Below are 18,400 nucleotides of genomic sequence, written 5' to 3' on the forward strand. Positions count from 1 at the left end.
CGGCGACCATGACGACAGACACCACATCCGCGCCGGACGAGACGATGGCGGCCATCGGCGAGGCCGTCACCGCCGGCCACCGGGGCGACCCGGCGCGTGCCCACGCGGATCTCACCGCGCTCTGGGAACGCGTCGGGGTCACCGGTGATCCGTTGCACCGCTGCACGATCGGGCACTATCTCGCCGATCTGTGCGACGATCCGGCGGAGGCCCTGGTGTGGGACATCCGCGCGCTGGACGCGGCCGACGCGCTCACCGACGAACGCGCGCAGCAGCACGACGCGGGGCTGAGCGTCGCCGGATTCTATCCGTCGCTGCACCTCAACCTCGCCGACAACTTCCGGCGCCTGGGCTCGTTCCCCGCCGCGCGGCGGCACCTGGACGCCGCGCGGGACCGGGTCGGCATCCTCGCCGACGACGGCTACGGCAGCACGGTCCGGCTGGGCATCGAACATCTGGAAGAGGCACTCGCGGCCGGGTCCACCGAGCGGTTGCCCAGCCACTGACCCGATGGCTGTCGCGCCGCCGCGGCCCGCCGCCTCGGGCCGCCAGGCGCAGGCCACCGGCGCCGCCGGAGTACGGCGTCTTCAGCCCTGGGCGGTGAACGCCTCGTGCTCGGCCTCGGACACCTCGCGCGCCTCATCGATCAGCAGCACGGGAATGCCGTCGTCGATCGGGTAGGCGCGGCGCAGCCGCGGGTTGTAGAGCACACTGTCGCCGCCCTCGGTCCGGACCAGCGACAGCGGGCCCTTGTCCTGCGGGCAGGCCAGCAGACTCAACAGGGTGGGATCCAAGGTGTGTTCCGGCATGACCGACAACCTACCGGTCCCCCTCGGCGGCAGGTTCCGGTGCCCGCCGGAACGAGAAGTACCGGTGACCGAAATAGCTGGCGACCGCGACCAGACCCATCACCACCACCGTGGCTGGGGTCGCCGGCAGGTCGAAGGTCCCGACCGCCAGCTGGACACCGACCGTATTCAGCAGCAGCCCACCGGAATTCACCACGATGAAGCGGCCGAAGTCGCGCCACAGATGACCCCGCACCCGGAACACCAGCGTCCGGTGCGCCACGAACGCGGCCAGGATGCTGAGACAGTAGGCCAGCACCACCGAAACCGCGGGCGGCCAATCGGATCCGAGCACCTTCAGCCAGAACACCGTCAGCGCCATGCCGAGCAACGTGTTGCCCGCCCCCACGGCCGCGAACGCGATCTCCTGCCGCCGCAACAACCGCAGCAACAGCCCCGGCGCCTGCTCCTCGCCACCTGCCTCGGCTGCTGTCGCCCCCGGCACGGCAGTCGTATCCCCGCACGAAGGTTCGATCAGTTCGCCGGCGCTGTCCGGCGACGGCCCATCCGCCCCGACGCCACCACCCGGTACGGGCGCGAGCAACTCGGCACCCCCACCCGAGCCCGGCGCGAGGTACTCCACCGCCCGCCCGGCACCTCCGCTCTGGGCGAGCCCGAATGGCTCCGCACCTCGATCCGTTGCCGGCGCGAGCTGCTCCACCGCCTGCCCGGCACCTCCGGCGGAGGCCGGCCCGAACGCCCCGGCACTTGCACCCGGGGTGAGCGCCGGCGGCTCCGCTGCCTGCTCGGCACCTTCGGCCTGTGGTCGGACAACAGAGCGGCTGCCGACTTCGTCCGGCATCAAGTGGTTACCCGATCCGGCTGTCAGCGGTCCGGCTGCGACGCTGCCGGTGTCCGGCTCGGACGTGCCGGTCCCCCGCCGCGCGGGAACGGCGGCGGCGCCCGGATCCGGCGGGCAGTCCGGCAGGGTGGTCACGAAACCACTTCCGCCGGTTCGCGTTCCGCGACGGCCTCCGGATCGTCGCCGTCGCGGCGGCGGGTCCGGAGATAGGCCCATTGCAGGACACCCAGTCCGGCCAGGCCGACGACCGCGGTGCCGATGCAGATCTTCCAGCCCGGCGGCCGCCACGACACCTCCAGGTCGGCGTTCGAGGTGCCCGCCGGAATGTCCACCGCCAGAATCGATTTCGACACCGTGGTGATCGGCAGCGCATGCCCGTTCAGGGTCGCGCGGTAGCCGGGCCAGCCGAGCCGGGCGAACACCACGCGGCCGCCCTCGGCCGAGGACACCCGCACGCGGCTGGTGGTGTCGGACTCCGACAGCGAGGTGGCGGTGACGTCGTGAGCGTCGGCGACGCGGCCGTTCACCGTGGAGATCAGCCCGTCCTCGCGCTCGAGCACCCAGATGTAGCGGTCGTGGCCCGGATAGTCGGCCCACTTCCAGCCGTCCGGCGCCGGCTGCTCGCCGACGTCGGGGAACATCGCCTTCTGCAACACCACCCGGTCCAGCTTCAGCAGATCGACCAGGGTGCGGCCGGTGGTCGGCTCGGGGGTGAACAGGCGGCGGTAGGCGTCGGGGCAGACGCTGGCGTCCCAGCGCATGCACAGCATGTCGCCGAACCAGTAGTGCCCGTTGGGGGTGTAGCCGTTGACATAGCTCAGCTCGAGGTCGCGGGCGTAGTTGCCGAACACCAGCGAGCCGTACGCGCCCTCGATCGACTTGTCGTTCGGCTGCAACAGCCCGCGGTCACCGAGCTGGATGGTGGTGCCGGTGAAGTGCGGGAACGCCGCCTTGGCGTCGGAGCGATAGGCGGGCAGATTCCACGACATCGGCGTCGGCTGCACGCTCCACACCTGCGCGTACGCGATCGGGAACATCGCGACGATGGTCAGCGCCGCCGCCGCGGCGGTACCGCGGGTGCGGCCCAGCCACACCGCCGCCGCGCCGAGCGCCGCCACCACGACCGCCGACAGCAGATGCCACGCCACATCGTGCGGGTCGGCGCTGAAGGTGCGCACCCACAGCGCCAGGATCAGCACCGCGGCCGCGATGCACCGGTTGCGCCAACCGCGCACCGTGCCGAACCGGCCGACCAGCACGCAGACCAGGATCAGCAGGCCCAGCGCCACCATCGGCAGCACGCGCGCGGGCCAGCGCAGCGGCCCGACCGTGCCCGGACCGGCCGCCCACATCAGGAACATGATCGCGAACAGCGCGGCGGCCGTGAATTCCTGCCAGGCGTCGCGCGCCTTCCGCCAGTCCACGAACGCCAGCACCGGGATCAGGAACCAGGCGATGTAGGTCATCGGCAGCGGTTGAATATAGCCCCACCAGGAGGTGAACGCCGGAAGTGTGGACGGCAAACTGGCATTCAGCGATTCCGACCACGGCACGGTCAGGAACATGTCGTTGTTGATCTGGGAGTTGCCGCGCCAGCTGACCTTCGCCGACAACATGCTCGGCAGATAGGTCATCAGCCCGGCCAGGCCCGCGCACAACGCCACCGCGGTCAGCCGCGCCACCGGTTCCCATTTGCGCCGATACACCAGTTCGCCGACCGCCACCGCGATCAGCATCAGCGCGGATTCGACTGCGGGGAAGACGTATTCGACCGAAATCGCCAGGTACAGGAAGACGAACACCGGGATCGGGCCCGATTTGCCGCGGGAATAGCGGACCGCCGAGGCCCAGGCGTTGATCATCCACGCCGTGCCGGTCAGCGAGGTGACCCAGCTGGCCTCGTCGAAGAACAGGAACCAGCCGGTGAGCGGGAAGGCGATACCCGCCACGGCCGCCCAGGGGGCGCGCGACCGGTAGGCCAGGCAGACCCGGTACACGCCGAGCGCCGCGATGATCGAGAAGATCAGCTTGACGACGGTGTCCAGCAGGGCCAGGTTGTTCACCGACGGCGCGATCAGATCGATCAGCAGCTGCGGCGGGTTGAACAGGCCCGCCTCCTCCTGGCTGTAGTTGCCGGTCATCCACTGCTCGGGGACGAGGATCGGCAGATGCCCGGACCGCAGCGCGCGGCCGAACATGATCCACAGCGGGGTGTACTGGGATTCGCTGTCGTCGGTGTAGAAGTGCCGCGGATTGGCGAGCAGGACAGCGGCATATCCGGCGACGACACCGAAGACGGTGATCATCGCCCACCGGAACGCCTCGCTGCGCCGGGGGCCGCCACGACCGCGCGGCTGCTCCTCGACGGGCACGTCCGATGCGATCGGGGACGGCTCGGCGAGGGCCGTCGACAGGGCACTATCCACCACGATTGTCAGACCCTACAGGGCCGCGCCGGGCTCGGCAGCCGCCGTGGTCCGACCGGGGTGTGTGGGGCCGCCCGGCCACCTGTGACCGTGTTAGAGTTCACCCCACATTCGGGCCCTGCCATACCATGCGAGGGGTTCCGGCGCGCACCGTCATCGAAAGTCGAACCAGCTGATGCCGATACCCTCCGCACGTTCGCACCACCGCATCCCGGTCGTCCACGCCCGGAGCAACGGTCACCAGGGCCGCGCCCACGGCGTCTCCGTGGTCGTGCCGGTCTATCGCGGCGAGGAGACGATCGCCGATCTGGTCGCCGAACTCCACGAACTCGCGCGGCCGACCACCACCCCCTGCGGCGCCACCTTCGTGGTCGAGGAGATCGTGCTGGTGCACGACCACGGTCCCGACCGTTCCGATGTCGTGCTGGAGCGGCTGGACCGCGAGTACGACCAGGTGCGCGTGGTCTGGCTGAGCCGCAACTTCGGCCAGGACGCCGCGACCATCGCCGGCATGTCCGCGGCCCGCGGCGAGTGGATCGTCACCATGGACGAGGACGGCCAGCACGATCCGGCGTTCATCGGGACCTTCATCGATACCGCGCTGGCCCAGCGGGCCGATCTGGTCTACTCCAAGCCGAGCAACACCCGGCCGCACGGTTTCCTGCGCAACCTCACCTCCCGTGGCGCGAAGCTGGTGCTGGCGACGCTGTTCGCCTTCCCGGATTCCACCCGGTTCGAGAGCTACCGGCTGATCCGCGGCGATATCGGCCGGCAGCTGGCCGGGGTGGCCTCCAACGGGGTGTATCTCGACGTCGCGCTGACCTGGGTGGTCGGCGAGGCCGCGCAGGCGCCGGTGGTGCTGCGGGCCGAGGGTCGCGAGGAGTCCGGCTACAACTATCGCCGGCTGTTCTCGCTGTTCTGGAAGATGGTGCTGTGCAGCGGCACTCGCGGCCTGCGGCTGGTGAGCATGCTCGGCGTGACGCTGGCCCTGGCCGGGCTGGTCTTCGCGGCGGTGATCACCTGGCAGAAGATCTTCGGCGAGGGCAGCAACCCCGAGGGCTGGGCCTCGACGATCGTCGTCCTGCTGCTCGTATCGGGGGCGATCCTTTTCTCACTGGGCCTGATCGCCGAGTACCTCGGGGTGGCGCTGCACGTCCTGGTGGGCAAACCGCTGTATCTGACGGTAGATTCGCCGACACCGCGGCCGGACGCGCTCCCGCTGGAGCTGCCCGAGCCGGAATTGATCACGACGAGCGCAGGGAGCGACCCGGGTGAGCACTGACCGCATCATCTTCTCGCGGCCCCGCCGGGCCGCCGGTGAGCTGGCCAATCTGGAAGCGGTGCTGTCCTCGGATCACAGTCACGGCGACGGCCCGTTCACCGCGGCCGCCACCGAGAAGCTGCGGCGGATCACCACCGCGCCGCACGTCCTGCTGACCACCTCGTGCACGCACGCGCTGGAGATGGCCGGACTGCTGCTGGAGCTGGGTCCGGACGACGAGGTGATCGTGCCGAGCTTCGGCTTCACCTCCACCGCCACCGCGATGGCGCTGCGCGGGGCCACCGTGGTGTTCGCCGATATCGACGACCGCGGCAACATCGACGCGGATTCGGTCGCCGCCGCGATCACCGAGCGCACCAAGGCGATCATGGTGATCCACTACGGCGGGGTGGCGGCCGAGATGGACCGGCTGCTGGCGCTGGCCGAATCGCGCGGTATCGCGATCGTCGAGGACAACGCGCACGGGCTGGGCGGCAGCTGGCGGGGTCGCCCGCTGGGCACCATCGGCGCGGTCGGCGCGCTGAGCTTCCACGACACCAAGAACGTGCACTGCGGTGAGGGCGGCGCGCTGCTGCTCACCGACGACATCCTGATGGCGCGCGCGGAGATCATGCGGGAGAAGGGCACCGACCGGGCCCGCTTCCTGCGCGGCGCGGTGGACAAGTACTCCTGGCAGGACATCGGATCCAGTTATCTGCCCAGTGAACTCAACGCCGCGGTGCTCGACGCGCAGCTCGCCGAATTCGAGGCGATCCAGGCGGGCCGCTTCCGGGTCTGGAACTCGTACGCCGCGGCCCTGCCGGACTGGGCCGCCCGCAACGACGTCCGCCTGATGCAGGTACCGGCCGACCGCGAGCACACCGCGCACCTGTACTACCTGCGCACCCCCACCGAGCAGCGCCGCGACGACCTGATCGATCATCTTCGGGGACAAGGCATTTCGGCGCCGTTCCACTACGTGCCGCTGGACTCGAGCCCGGCGGGCCTGAAGCTGGGCCGCACCCCGACCCCGTGCGTGCGCACCGCAGAGTTCTCGGGCACCCTGATCCGGCTGCCGCTGTGGCCGGACCTCACCGACGCGCAGGTCGCCCGGGTCGTCGACGCGGTCACCGACTTCATGGTCTGAGCGCCGGCCCACGCCTCGGGCGAAGACGGCAGCTCGGCGCCTCAGCCCAGGGTCGGCACCACGGATTCGGTGGTGAGGATCTCGTACGTCTCCGTCGCGCGGTCGTAGAACCAGGTACCCGGGCCCGGCACCGGCTCGATGGTGGCCCGGACCGCCGCGGCGGAGGGCCGGAAGGTGGTACTGCGGGGGATGTCGTCGACGACGAAGACCAGATCGGGACGCTGGGCCCGGTCCAGTGCCCGCATCGCCTCGGTGACATCCTTCGGATCCAGGCGGTGGCCGTCGCGCACGCTCACGGCCACGGCGGCCAGCGTCTTCCCGCCGATCGGCAACGCGAAGGCCACCTCGGTGTCGACGGCGGTGATGTCGTTGACGGTGTCCACGATCGGCTCGGTGTACACCGGGCCGCGCGCGGTGCCGATCACCGTGTCGCGGCGGTCCATCAGCCAGCAGTCACCGTCGCCGTCGCGGCGGAACAGGTTCTCCGTCGGCAGCCACGCGTCGCCGGCGGCGAACAGGCCGCGCAGCACCCCACCGGACAGATCGGTGGCATCGGTGGCCCGGCCGATCAGCAGGCCCACCTCGTTGTCCGCCGCCCGGCGCGCGAAACCCTGTGCGTCGGTGATGATCTCGTCGGTCGCCGGATCGTAGGCGACGAGTTCGACGCGGGCCGTCCCCGGCACCGGCCGCCCCTTGCTGCCGATCTTCAGCCCGGCGACGTTGGCCAGCACCACATCTCCGGAGACCGAGGCGTAGAACTCCAGAACCCTTGCGGGCGCGAATCTCTCGGTGGTGCGGCGCCACAGCCCGGCGGGCATGCCGGAGCCGATGAACAACCGGATGGGATGCTGGTGACCGCCCGGGAAGACGTCGGCGTCGAGGATGTCGCGCATCATCGTCCAGGTGTAGGTGACGACGGTGACGCCGTAGCGGTACACCTCCTCACCGAAGCGGGCCGGATCCAGCGAGCGGGCCAGAGCGATCCGGCTGCCGCCGGCCACCGCGCCACCCAGGCTCACCAGCAGACCGGACGAATGATGCAGCGGCGCAAGGCAGTACACGGTGTCGCCGCGGTCCAGATCGGCCGCGGTGGCGGTACCGAAGGCGGACAACGCCCAGCGATGGTTGGTGACGTACTTCGCCTCCATCCCCGGGCCGGTCCCGGTCACCAGGATGAAGGCGAGTTCGCGGGCCAGTCCCGGATCCGGGCGGAACCAGCCCGGCAGCGCCACCTCGGCGGGGTCGATCTGCTCGAGATCGGTGATGTCACCGGCGGCCGGCCGGTCCAGGCCGCGCGCCTCACCGCCGCCGAGGACGAGCACCCGCGCGCCGGTGGCGGCCGCGTCCCGCAGATTCTCCGGATCGGTGACGACGGTGTGCGCGCCGGTCAGTTCGAGAGCGTGCGGCAGATCGCGGCCCGGGGCCAGCAGCACGGCGACCGCGCCGATCCGCGACAGCGCCGCGACGGCGACCAGCGCGCTGGGCCGGGTCTCCATGACCACGCCGATGCGGGTGGCGGGCCGCACGCCGACCGAGATCAGGCCGCGCACCACATTGTCGATGCGGGTATTGACGGCGGCATGGGTGTGGGCCCGATCGTCGAACAGCAGATACTCCCGCTGCGGGGCCCGCCGGGCCTGTTCGGCGAGCAACCGGCCCAGCGACACCCGGGTGTGCGGTTCGATCATGCCGAGCCGGGTGAGCCGCGGCAGCGCGCGGGCCGCCTCCCCGGTGAGTTCCACCGAACCGCGTAAGGCCTTGCCCGCCAGGGTTTCCAGGGTCCGGCCGATACCCGCACCGGCCTCGGCGATACCGGTGACGGTATCCACCACCCGGGTCATCGTGGAGACGGGCCCGCCACCCTCGACATGTTCGGGCATCGGCTCGACCCCCACCGGCGGCCCGTCGGCGCCCTCCTGCCAGAACACCCAGTCCCGCACGACGGGCCAGGTGCTGACGGTGGCGGTACTCCCGGCGACCAGGCCGAAATGACCGGCGGCCAGATCGGCCTCGTACACGTCGGCGTTCGGTGCGGCCCGCACGATCCCGCGCACGGCGGCGGGCTGGCCGATATCGTCGATCTCGCCGACGAAGGCCAGGATGGGGCATTTCAGTTCGGCCAGTGAGACCGGCTGATCGCCGATCACGAAGCCGCCCAGCATCATCCGGTTGTGCGTGACGAACTGCTTGAGCAGATCGGCGGCGGCGGGCCCGGCGTATCCGACCCAGCCGTCCTGTTCCAGGAATCGCCGCTGCCGTTCCTTCGGCAACAGCGCGTCGCGATCGTGCAGCTGGCGCAGGAAGTCGAAGCGGGCCTTGGCGGTCTTGACCGGGTCCAGCAGCTGGAAGGCGACGCGGACCATCGAGTCGGTGATCGGCAGCCGGTTGAGCACGTGGTCGGCGATGAAGTCGGTCACCTCCGAGACCAGGCCGTAGGGCAGGCCGAACGGCATACCCGCGACGATGTCGACCGGGCTGCCGAAGGTGACGATGCTCGCGACGCCGCGGCCGTGCCGGTAGGCAGCGGCCTGATAGGCGAACATGCCGCCCTGCGAGTAGCCCATCAGGTGCACATTGCGCCCGGTGGTCTCCACGACGGTGTCGATGGCCGCCGACAGCGCCAGCACGTGATCGGACAGATCCCGCTGCCAGCCGCCCTCCTCGGTCGCCGGGGAGCCGAAATCCAGTACCCAGCAATCGATTCCGGCGCGATGCAGGATACCGACCGCGCCGCCCTCGGCGTTCACGTCGTAGACGTCGGCGGACACCATCAGCGGCGGCACGAACAGCGCGACCGGGCGGTCGCCATTGCGGCCCTCCCGGCGCCCTTCGGGGTTACGCGCGCTGCCGCCTCCGGGCGCGTCGCTCGAGCCGCGGTCACCCGCCGCACCCTCGCCGGGGAAGTAGTGCCGCAGCCGGTACATGCGCTTGCGCTCGGCGACCTCGTACGGGGAGGACTGCATATCGTGCGCCAGCCCGCCGAATCGGATCACCTCGAGTCCGTTGCGCGCGGTCGACATCAACCGCCGCGCCGACTCGACCACCGACCTCGTACCGAACTTCACGATTGCTCCCAGCCCTCACACCCGGCGCGTGGCACTCCGGAGACCCGCCCTGTCGAGCTTGCCACAACCCTCGCCTGCTGCGGCAACAGTCCGGCGGCAACTCGCCGCTACCCGATCCGGGCCACGGCGCTCACCGGCCCATGACGTTGTGATACATCGTCACCACCGGGTCCGGGCTCACGCTCAGGTCGCCGCGGAACGGATAGTCCATCGCCGCGATCAGGAAGATCATCGTGCCGAGGAAGAAGGCGAACAGACCACCGAGCAGCAGGTGCGCACCCCGGCCGGACAGGCTGAACAGGCATACCAGTACGAGGTTGACCACCGCGCCGAGCACGATCACGTACCAGAGCACATTCGGCAGCCCGCCGGCCGAGGCGTTGATGCGATGTCGGCGCTGCTCGTCGAACTGGGCGAACTGTTCGATCGCGGCCTGGTGCACGATCTCCTGGGACCGGGTCTGCGGCTGGAAGGCCAGCAGATCCCCTTGGAAGCGGGTGACCAGGGCCGTGCCGCCGGGCGGATCCTGCCCGTCGCGCAGCGCCGGGAAGGCCACGGTGAGCAGGTTGTCGGTGTAGTCGACGAGATCCTGTTGCAGCACGCCGCGCTGCGGTTCCGGATACGACGACACCTCGCGGTACAGGGTGCCCATCGCGGCGGCCTCGTCGGCGACCAGGTTCTGCGCGGTGTCGAACGACTGGTAGGTGGCCGCGGCGACCAGGCCCAGCAGCAGGCCGTAGAAGACGCCGCCGACGGTCAGCACCATGGTGACCTGCTCGTTGCGGCCCGGCTCGGGCCCGAAGAGCTTGTGCACCAGCGGCCGGGCCAGCAGGATGCCGGCCGCCACCAGCAGCACCGAGACGCCGGTGATGATGAGGAAACCGGCCCAGGTCGGCAGGTAGTACATCCAGGTGAACATGCGGAAACCCCTCGAACAGGGTGCGTGGCACGAAGTGGACGAGAATCGGAGGAATGATCCCCGGATACACGGTAGGAGCCGGAAGCCGTACGGGTGGTGGATATTCCGAACGCCGACCGATTTGCCACCGATAACCGCATGGTCCCGAATGTCGCAAACGAGTTTGCCGGACGTCTCGAATCGCCGGACTTGCAGCGCTTTTCGAGCCACGCCGACAACTTTCCGATCGATTTTCCGATAGATGTTCCCAGCGGCCCGATCGGCACGTAAGATCGAGGACGCTGGAACGCACTGCCGCACTTGTCAATTCACATTCTCACATTCGGATCGCGATCCGATGTTTCTCGGCCGCCGGAATCGAACCTGCCGCCGATCTCCGTTGCACCCATTGCGTCGTCGCGCAATGGTCGTCACGAGGTGAGGACCCAGCATGACCCTTGAACTCCCCCTCCAGACCGACAATCACGCTCAGAAGAGCCTCTCCACCACCGCCGCCCGCCCGCTGGCGCACACCACCAAATCCGAGCCCCAGATGCAGGGCATCAGCTCCCGGTGGCTGTCGCGCGCCCTGCCGTGGGTCGAGGTCCGCGGCGGTGTCTACCGGGTGAATCGGCGACTCACCCACACCGTCGGCAACGGCGAGGTGGAATTCGTCGTCGACGGCGCGCAGGCCCGGGTCATCCCGCTCGAGCTGCAGGAGCTGCCGCAGCTGCGGGAATTCGACGACGAGGAGGTGCTGCGGGCGGTCGCGCAGCGCTTCGAGCAGCGCGAGCTCGAACCCGGCACGGTGGTGGCCGAATTCGGCAACCCGATGGACCAGGTCCTGCTGATCGTGCACGGCAAGCTGAGCAAGCTCGGCACCGGCGACTTCGGCGAGCCCACCCGGCTCGGATTGCTCGGCGGCGGTGAGTATTTCGGCGATGCCACCCTCATCGACCCGGCCGCCATCTGGCCGGTGACGGTGAAGACCGTCACCCGCACCACGCTGCTGTCGCTGCCGCGCAGCGCGGTCGACCGGCTCGTCGCTGACATTCCGGCGCTGGCAGCGCATCTGGCCGCGGTGGCCGAGGCGCCGGCCATGGCGCAGAACAAGCACGGCGAGGCCGATATCGAGGTCTCCTCCGGCCATTCCGGGGAACCGACGCTGTCCGGCACCTTCGTCGACTACGACGCCTCGCCGCGGGAATACGAATTGAGCCTCGCGCAGAGCGTGCTGCGGGTGCACACCCGTGTGGCCGATCTGTTCAACGAGCCGCACAATCAGATCGAACAGCAGTTGCGACTGACGATCGAGGCCCTCTACGAGCGCCGCGAGAACGATCTGGTGAACAATCCGGACTACGGATTGCTCAACAATTGCGATCTGAAACAGCGCATCTACACGGAATCGGGCCCGCCGACGCCGGACGATATGGACGAATTGCTCAGCATGCGGCGCAGTACGAAATTCTTCCTGGCGCATCCGAAGGCGATCGCGGCATTCGGCCGGGAATGCACCCGGCGCGGGATCTATCCGGATCCGGTGGATCTCGACGGCCATCGGGTGCCCGGCTGGCGCGGCGTGCCGATCCTGCCGTGCGGCAAGATCCCGATCAGCGGCGGCCACACCACCTCGATCCTCGCGCTGCGCACCGGCGAGAAGGATCAGGGCGTGATCGCGTTGCACCAGACCGGGATTCCCGACGAGTACGAGCCGGGCCTCAACGTCCGGTTCAAGGGCATCGACGACCAGTCGATCATCTCGTACCTGGTGAGCTGCTACTACTCGGCGGCGGTGCTGGTACCCGACGCGCTCGGCATTCTCGACAACGTCCTCGTGGCACGCCAGTCGGACTGACGGGAGTGACGGGACCATGTCGGTACTGTCCCGTGCCGCGGCGCCGCCGGCCACCGACGAGGTGGCCGCGGCGGTCGCGGCACTGCTGAGCGATCTCGGGTCCGCGCCACCGGCGCTCCTCGTCCTGCCGGGATTCGCGAATGTCGTATCCCCCCAACCACCTTCGAGTCCCCTGGCGGCGATGACCGCGAGTACGGTCCCGCGGCGGCTGCTCGGCCCGGCCGGACTCGGCGCCGCCGGACTGCTGCTCGCACCGCCCGATTCGGCGGTCGCCGCGACACCGGATGTCGCGGCGAGCGACCCGATCCGGACCCGGCCCCGCATCCCCGCGGGCCCCACCGGACTCGGCGCCACCACGCTGTCACCCGGCGGCGGCACCGTCGCGCCACCGGCCGCCGAGAGCTCGACAGCCGGTGGGCCCGAATCGATTCCGCCGCTGTACTGCCCGCCCCCGGTGCGCGACGATCCGGCGCTGGCCGAGGCGGTCAACGTCGGCATCATCGCGTGGGCCGAGGCGATCGGGCTGTACGAGGGCCGGCTCGACGATCTGCGCAAGGCCGACTTCGGCCGCCTGATCATGCTGGCCCATCCCGATTGCGACAACGCGGATCTGCTGCTGTCGGTGGCGAAATGCGCTGTCTCCGAATGGTCGGTCGACGACTACTACTGCGAGGAGGACGCCGACCCGCACGCACCCGACGGCACCATGTCCACCCCCGAGGCCGAACTCGGGCCCCGGCTGGAACTGGCCATGGCCACCATGGATCCGGCCCACCTGCCGGCGAAGTACGTGGCCCGGCTCGAACAGGCCCTGAGCGCCGACCCGATCCTGCGCGCGTTCCGCACCTCGTTCGAACATCTCGCGCACTACGCCACGCCGGCCCAGTCGGCGCGGCTGCGCACCGAGATCGGCGGCTGGTTCATCGCGCTCGGCGCGGAGGCCGGCTGGCGGAACGCCGGGCGGATGCCACCGGTGTGGGAGTACCTCACCAACCGGCAGCCGCACAGCTTCCTGCCGTGTATGGCGCCGATCGACGTGGTCGGCGGCTACGAACTCGGCGACGCCGAATACTGCGACCCGCGGGTTCGGCGGGTGGTCACCACCGCGGCGCTGGCCGCGCAGATGGTGAACGACCTGTACTCGATGGCACGCGAAGACCTTTCCGGCGGAAGGGAATTCAACCTGCCGACGGTACTGGCCGCGGAGGAGCGCTGCTCCCGCGCCGACGCCGTCCGGCGCACCGCGGACGTCCACGACGAACTGATGCACCGGTTCGAGCGGGAGGCGGCCGCCGCGGCCGCCGGCGGTTCCCCCGAACTGCACCGGTTCCTCGTCGGACTGTGGTCGTGGATGGGTGGCAACCGCGCGTGGCACGCGCAGAGCCGCCGGTATCACGATCACTGAATTTCGTTGTACCCCGGCATTTCCCGCATCACCCAGCGGTATTTCACAGATCGAGAGGATGATCGTCATGACCATGCTCGACCCCCAATCCCAGTCGGTCCTGCGCACCACCTATCAGCGGTCGGTCGCCGAGTACTGGAACAACAATCCGAACGACGATCGGGTGAACACCAAGCTGGGTGAGGTGGACGGCCTCTACCACCACCACTACGGGATCGGTGAGCCGGACTGGTCGGTGCTGGAGGGCCCCGACCGCACCCGGCAGGACCGGATCGTCCGCGATCTGCACCGGCTGGAGACGGCCCAGGCCGAACTGCTGCTGGATCACCTGGGCGACGTGCGCCCCGGCGACAGCCTGATGGACGGCGGATCCGGCCGCGGCGGCACCAGTTTCATGGCCAATCAGCGCTTCGGCTGCCGGGTGGACGGGGTCACCATCTCCGAATACCAGGTGGGGTTCGCCAACGAGCAGGCCCGCGAGCGCGGCGTGGCCGACAAGGTGCGCTTCCACTTCCGCAACATGCTCGAGACCGGATTCGAGACCGGCAGCAAGCGCGGCATCTGGACCAACGAGACCACGATGTACGTCGACCTGAACGAGCTGTTCGCGGAGTTCTCGCGGCTGCTCGAGCCCGGTGGCCGCTACGTGTGCATCACCGGCTGCTCCAACGACGTCATCGGCGGCAAATCCTCCTCGGTGAGCTGGATCGACGCGCACTACGGCTGCATGATCCACCCGCGCAGCGAGTACTTCCGGGCGATGGCGGCCAACAACCTGGTCCCGGTGAACGTGGTCGACCTGACCGCCGCGACGATCCCCTACTGGGAACTGCGCACCCATTCCGAGCTGGCGACCGGCGTGGAGAAACCCTTCCTCACCTCGTACAAGGAGGGGAGCTTCCAGTACCTGCTCATCGCCGCCGATAAGGTGGGTAGGTGACGAGCAACCAGGCGGCGACACCGGTCGACCGGGAGACCCTCCCGGTCGAGCTGGTGGACGAGCGGGGCCGGCCCGTCGGGTCGTGCTCGGTCCTGGCGGCGCACACCGCGCCGGGACAGTTGCACCGGGCGTTCTCGGTGCTGCTGTTCGACGCCGCCGGGCGGGTGCTGCTGCAGCAGCGCGCCGCGGTCAAGACCCGCTTCCCGTCGCGCTGGTCGAATGCCTGTTGCGGCCATCCCGAGCCCGGTGAACCGGTGCCGGTCGCCGCGGCGCGGCGGCTGGACGAGGAGCTCGGCGTCCGCACCGGCCTGAGCGAGGTCGGGGTGCACCGCTACGACGCCCTCGATCCGGCGACCGGCCGGATCGAGCGGGAGTGGGACCATGTCGTGGTCGGCCGGTTCGCCGGCGCGCCACCGCGACCGGATCCGGCGGAGATCGGCGACTGGGCCTGGGTGGCGCCCGACCAGCTCGCCGCGGCGCTCGCGGCGGATCCGGAGAAGTACACGCCGTGGCTGGGCGGGGTGCTCGGGGTGGCGCTCGCGGCCGACGAGGCCGGGCCGCACCGGATTTCGTCCGGCGCCGACTGATCGGCGGTACGGCACGCGTACGGACCCGGGCCGATCGGCCCGGGTCCGTACGCGTTCCGGTGCCGGAACCGAATCCGGTTCCGGCACCGCACAATTCAGACGCCGGCGGGCAGTGTCACGAATCGCGGGGCGACCAGCCGGTACACCACCAGTGCGACCCCGCAGCCGATGAACCAGCTGTACTGGGCGGCGGTGTACATCCCGGTCAGATGGGTGAACAGCACCGGGAACACCGCGAAGACCGCGCCGATCACGGTGGCGGCGACCGCCGCCGGGTTGTAACCCTTGCGGTACCAATAACTTCCGGCACTCGACATGGTGAACAGATCGTCGACCACGATGTGCCGCTTGCGGATCAGGTAGTAGTCGCAGATCAGCACGCCGAACAGCGGGCCGATGAAGGCGCCCAGCACCTCCAGGGTGTAGTGGATCACGTCCGGGTTGTTGTAGAGATTCCACGGCGTGATCACCACCGAACCGGCCGCCGCGATCATGCCGCCCGCGCGCCAGCTGATCCGCTGCGGGCTGACGTTGGAGAAGTCGAAGGCCGGCGAGATGAAGTTCGCGACGATGTTGATCCCGATGGTGGCGATCGTGAAGGTCAAGGCGCCCAGCACGATCGCGAAGGTGGAGTCGATCCGCGCCACCGTTTCCACCGGGTCGGTGATCAGCTTGCCGTACACCGGGATGGTCAGCGAGGCGGTCATCACGACGATGATCGAGAAGGCCAGGAAGTTGATCGGCAGGCCCAGCAGGTTGCCGCGCCGTACCGCGTTCAGCGACTTCGAATACCGGGCGAAGTCACCGAAATTCAGCATCGGGCCGCAGAAGTACGAGACCACCAGGGCGATTGCCCCGAGCATCACCGGAACCGCGTCCAGGCCATGGTATTTCACATCGCCGAGGCTCAGGTTCACCGCACCCCAGCCGGCCTTGTACACCAGGTAGCCGCACAGCGCGAACATCACCAGATAGACGGCGGGACCGCAGAAGTCGACGAAGCGGCGGATCGCCTCCATACCGCGCCAGAACACGCACGCCTGGATCACCCACAGCAGCAGGTAGGCGCCCCAGCCCAGCAGCGACAGCCCGAGGAATCCGTAGTCGCCGACCTTCGCGTACGGCGCCAGGCCCGGCCACAGTTTGATCGCCACCACGATCAGCGCCGCCGAGGCCAGATACGTCTGGATGCCGTACCAGGCGACCGCCATCAGCCCGCGGATGATCGCCGGGATATTGGCGCCGAGCACCCCGAAGGCACTGCGGCACACCACCGGATACGGCACCCCGGCCCGCTGGCTCGGCGCGGCGACCAGATTGCACAGCCCGTACACGATGGTGATGCCGATCAGCAGCGCGAGCAGCACCTGCCAGCTGGCCAGGCCCAGGGCGAACAGGCTGCCGGCGGTGACGTAGCCGCCGACGCTGTGCACGTCGGACATCCAGAACGCGAAGATGTTGTAGGTGCCCCAGGACTGGGAGCGCAGCGGCGCCAGATCTTCGTTGGTCAGGCGGGGGTCGTACCCGTCCGGTACGCCGACGACCGCGGCGGCGGGCGCCGGCGCGGCAGGGTTGATGGTCTCGGTCATGGTGCAATCCGATCCGAAGTCGAAACTGACTCACCGACCGTAGAAGCGCACCATTGCCCGCCCGTTGCTCCGCCATTTCCCGGTCATTGCGCGAAAGATATATCGTCCGGCGGCGGGTGCGGTGGATGCCGGTGTTCAGCATAGGCGGCGGCCGGGAACGGCCGTCCGCGAGATGACGATCGCGCAACATCGCTGTACTTGCTATGAGATTGCTACGCGCGACGGCGGTCACGATTCGCCACGGTCTGGCAGCATGACGGCCATGACGCTGATCGAGTGGAAGGATGTGGCGGCGGCCGCCCGGTTGCTGGAACCGGTGATCCGCCGCACCCCGCTGGTCGCGTCGCGGGTCCTGTCCGAACACACCGGCTTCCAGGTGTTGCTGAAGTGCGAGAACCTGCAGCGCACCGGATCGTTCAAGCCGCGCGGCGCCTACAACCGGATCGCGAATCTGCCCGCGGCCGACCGAGCCCGCGGGGTGGTCGCGGCCAGCGCCGGCAACCACGCGCAGGGCGTCGCCTGGGCGGCGACCGCGCTCGGTATCCCGGCCACGGTGTTCATGCCGATCGGCGCGTCGCTGCCGAAACTGTCCGCGACCCGGGCCTACGGGGCCACCGTGCACCAGGTCGGCGACACCGTGGACCAGGCGCTCGCGGCGGCGCGGGAATTCGCGGATCGCACCGGCGCCACCATGATCCACCCGTTCGACCACGCGGATGTGGTCGCCGGTCAGGCGACGGTCGGCCTGGAACTGCTCGAGCAGATGCCCGACGTGCAGACCGTGCTGGTGCCGCTGGGCGGCGGCGGACTGCTCGCGGGCATCGCCACGGTCCTGCACCACCGCGCGCCGCACGTGCGGGTGATCGGCGTCCAGGCGGATGCCGCGGCGGCCTGGCCGGAATCCCTGGATGTCGGTAAACCCGTTGCGCTGCAATGGATGTCGACGATGGCCGACGGTATCGCGGTGGGTATGCCCGGTGCCGTGCCGTTCGAGCACGTCGCGAAGTACGCCGCCGACGTCGTCACCGTCGACGAGGACGCGCTGTCCGGTGCGCTGCTGTTGTGCATGGAACGCGCGAAACTGGTGGTCGAGCCCGCCGGCGCCGCCGCGGTCGCGGCGCTGCTCGCCCACGGGCCGGAGGGGCTCGGCGTCACCGGGCCGGTGTGCGCGGTCGTCTCCGGCGGCAATGTCGATCCGCTGCTGCTGACCCGGATGATCGGGCACGGCCTCGCCGCGGGCGGCCGCTATCTGGCCATGCGCATCACCATCCCGGACCGGCCGGGCAGTCTGGGCCGGATGCTGGCCGAGATCGGCCGGGTCGGGGCGAGCGTGTTCGAGATCGCGCACTCCCGCACCGGCGCCTGGCTGGCGATCGACGAGGCCGAGGTCGCGATCACCGTGGAGACCCGCGGCCGGACCCATCGCGACGAGGTGCTGCAGGCCCTGCGCGACTCCGGCTACACCGTCCGGGTACAGGACTGACCCACCTGCGGCGACACGCCACGCGGCTACCGTTCGGCATCGATCGGGGCTATCGTTGGGCAACAGGTCGGGGTCAGCCATGACCCACCCG

15 protein-coding genes are annotated in these 18,400 nt (G+C 69.6%); 9 read left to right on the forward strand and 6 right to left on the reverse strand.

What is annotated here, in order from left to right; genetic code table 11:
* Positions 1-8 precede the first annotated feature (8 nt).
* On the forward strand, positions 9-506 hold the full coding sequence (locus G361_RS0123870; RefSeq protein WP_019929635.1) for a hypothetical protein: 498 nt from the start codon (positions 9-11) through the stop codon (positions 504-506).
* Positions 507-587: 81 nt separating this feature from the next.
* On the opposite strand, the gene G361_RS0123875 is transcribed toward G361_RS0123870, so the two are convergent.
* From G361_RS0123875 to G361_RS0123885, 3 genes are all read right to left on the reverse strand, one after another.
* Entirely contained in the window at positions 588-809 is a 222-nt protein-coding gene (locus G361_RS0123875) for a Trm112 family protein (RefSeq protein ID WP_019929636.1), read from the reverse strand.
* A gap of 10 nt (positions 810-819) precedes the next feature.
* Complete coding sequence (locus G361_RS48505) at positions 820-1,431, reverse strand: GtrA family protein (protein ID WP_231387086.1); 612 nt, start codon at positions 1,429-1,431, stop codon at positions 820-822.
* Positions 1,432-1,781: 350 nt separating this feature from the next.
* Entirely contained in the window at positions 1,782-3,956 is a 2,175-nt protein-coding gene (locus G361_RS0123885; protein ID WP_036495649.1) for a membrane protein, read from the reverse strand.
* Between the two features lie 295 nt (positions 3,957-4,251).
* Between G361_RS0123885 and G361_RS0123890 the strand changes: the two genes are divergently transcribed.
* Together G361_RS0123890 and rffA are read left to right on the forward strand one after the other, a co-directional pair.
* Positions 4,252-5,358, forward strand: coding sequence for a glycosyltransferase family 2 protein (locus G361_RS0123890; protein ID WP_019929639.1), 1,107 nt, complete (start codon positions 4,252-4,254; stop codon positions 5,356-5,358).
* On the forward strand, positions 5,348-6,484 hold the full coding sequence (gene rffA, locus G361_RS0123895; protein ID WP_019929640.1) for a dTDP-4-amino-4,6-dideoxygalactose transaminase: 1,137 nt from the start codon (positions 5,348-5,350) through the stop codon (positions 6,482-6,484). The genes G361_RS0123890 and rffA overlap by 11 nt, the downstream gene beginning before the upstream one ends.
* 41 nt (positions 6,485-6,525) lie before the next feature.
* Here rffA and G361_RS0123900 read toward each other — a convergent pair whose 3' ends face one another.
* A complete protein-coding gene (locus tag G361_RS0123900; protein WP_052172894.1) occupies positions 6,526-9,504 on the reverse strand; it encodes an AMP-binding protein in 2,979 nt (992 codons plus the stop codon).
* 175 nt (positions 9,505-9,679) lie between these two features.
* Positions 9,680-10,468 carry a DUF4239 domain-containing protein gene (locus G361_RS0123905; RefSeq protein WP_019929642.1) on the reverse strand — a complete coding sequence of 263 codons (789 nt, stop codon included), beginning with the start codon at positions 10,466-10,468 and terminating at the stop codon, positions 9,680-9,682.
* A gap of 96 nt (positions 10,469-10,564) precedes the next feature.
* On the opposite strand from G361_RS0123905, the gene G361_RS49685 reads away from it, so the two are divergent.
* The 5 genes from G361_RS49685 (at position 10,565) to idi (ending at position 15,237) form a co-directional block, all read left to right on the forward strand.
* On the forward strand, positions 10,565-10,738 hold the full coding sequence (locus G361_RS49685; protein WP_196814619.1) for a hypothetical protein: 174 nt from the start codon (positions 10,565-10,567) through the stop codon (positions 10,736-10,738).
* 160 nt (positions 10,739-10,898) lie between these two features.
* Complete coding sequence (locus tag G361_RS0123910; RefSeq protein WP_019929644.1) at positions 10,899-12,305, forward strand: family 2B encapsulin nanocompartment shell protein; 1,407 nt, start codon at positions 10,899-10,901, stop codon at positions 12,303-12,305.
* 16 nt (positions 12,306-12,321) lie between these two features.
* Complete coding sequence (locus G361_RS0123915; RefSeq protein ID WP_019929645.1) at positions 12,322-13,710, forward strand: family 2 encapsulin nanocompartment cargo protein terpene cyclase; 1,389 nt, start codon at positions 12,322-12,324, stop codon at positions 13,708-13,710.
* A 67-nt stretch (positions 13,711-13,777) separates the two neighbouring features.
* On the forward strand, positions 13,778-14,650 hold the full coding sequence (locus G361_RS0123920; protein WP_026343418.1) for a geranyl diphosphate 2-C-methyltransferase: 873 nt from the start codon (positions 13,778-13,780) through the stop codon (positions 14,648-14,650).
* The gene (gene idi / locus G361_RS0123925; RefSeq protein ID WP_019929647.1) at positions 14,647-15,237 is read left to right on the forward strand and encodes an isopentenyl-diphosphate Delta-isomerase; all 591 of its coding nucleotides are present in this window, start codon (positions 14,647-14,649) and stop codon (positions 15,235-15,237) included. Before G361_RS0123920 ends, idi begins: the two co-directional genes overlap by 4 nt.
* Before the next feature lie 95 nt (positions 15,238-15,332).
* Here the strand turns inward: idi and G361_RS0123930 are convergent, their stop codons facing one another.
* Entirely contained in the window at positions 15,333-16,826 is a 1,494-nt protein-coding gene (locus tag G361_RS0123930) for an NCS1 family nucleobase:cation symporter-1 (RefSeq protein ID WP_019929648.1), read from the reverse strand.
* A 262-nt stretch (positions 16,827-17,088) separates the two neighbouring features.
* Here G361_RS0123930 and ilvA point away from each other — a divergent pair, with 262 nt between their 5' ends.
* Positions 17,089-18,309 (forward strand): threonine ammonia-lyase, encoded by a 1,221-nt coding sequence (gene ilvA, locus G361_RS0123935; RefSeq protein ID WP_019929649.1) that lies wholly within the window; start codon positions 17,089-17,091, stop codon positions 18,307-18,309.
* Positions 18,310-18,400 lie beyond the last annotated feature (91 nt).

This window comes from Nocardia sp. BMG111209, assembly GCF_000381925.1.
GTDB lineage: Bacteria > Actinomycetota > Actinomycetes > Mycobacteriales > Mycobacteriaceae > Nocardia.

What these genes read in the sequence shown, in the direction of transcription:
- G361_RS0123870 (WP_019929635.1), top strand. Translation starts at nt 9, where the DNA reads ATGACGACAGACACCACATCCGCGCCGGACGAGACGATGGCGGCCATC.
- G361_RS0123875 (WP_019929636.1), bottom strand. Translation starts at nt 809, where the DNA reads ATGCCGGAACACACCTTGGATCCCACCCTGTTGAGTCTGCTGGCCTGC.
- G361_RS0123885 (WP_036495649.1), bottom strand. Translation starts at nt 3,956, where the DNA reads ATGATCACCGTCTTCGGTGTCGTCGCCGGATATGCCGCTGTCCTGCTC.
- G361_RS0123890 (WP_019929639.1), top strand. Translation starts at nt 4,252, where the DNA reads ATGCCGATACCCTCCGCACGTTCGCACCACCGCATCCCGGTCGTCCAC.
- G361_RS0123900 (WP_052172894.1), bottom strand. Translation starts at nt 9,504, where the DNA reads ATGTCGACCGCGCGCAACGGACTCGAGGTGATCCGATTCGGCGGGCTG.
- G361_RS0123905 (WP_019929642.1), bottom strand. Translation starts at nt 10,468, where the DNA reads ATGTTCACCTGGATGTACTACCTGCCGACCTGGGCCGGTTTCCTCATC.
- G361_RS0123910 (WP_019929644.1), top strand. Translation starts at nt 10,899, where the DNA reads ATGACCCTTGAACTCCCCCTCCAGACCGACAATCACGCTCAGAAGAGC.
- G361_RS0123915 (WP_019929645.1), top strand. Translation starts at nt 12,322, where the DNA reads ATGTCGGTACTGTCCCGTGCCGCGGCGCCGCCGGCCACCGACGAGGTG.
- G361_RS0123920 (WP_026343418.1), top strand. Translation starts at nt 13,778, where the DNA reads ATGACCATGCTCGACCCCCAATCCCAGTCGGTCCTGCGCACCACCTAT.
- G361_RS0123930 (WP_019929648.1), bottom strand. Translation starts at nt 16,826, where the DNA reads ATGACCGAGACCATCAACCCTGCCGCGCCGGCGCCCGCCGCCGCGGTC.
- ilvA (WP_019929649.1), top strand. Translation starts at nt 17,089, where the DNA reads ATGACGCTGATCGAGTGGAAGGATGTGGCGGCGGCCGCCCGGTTGCTG.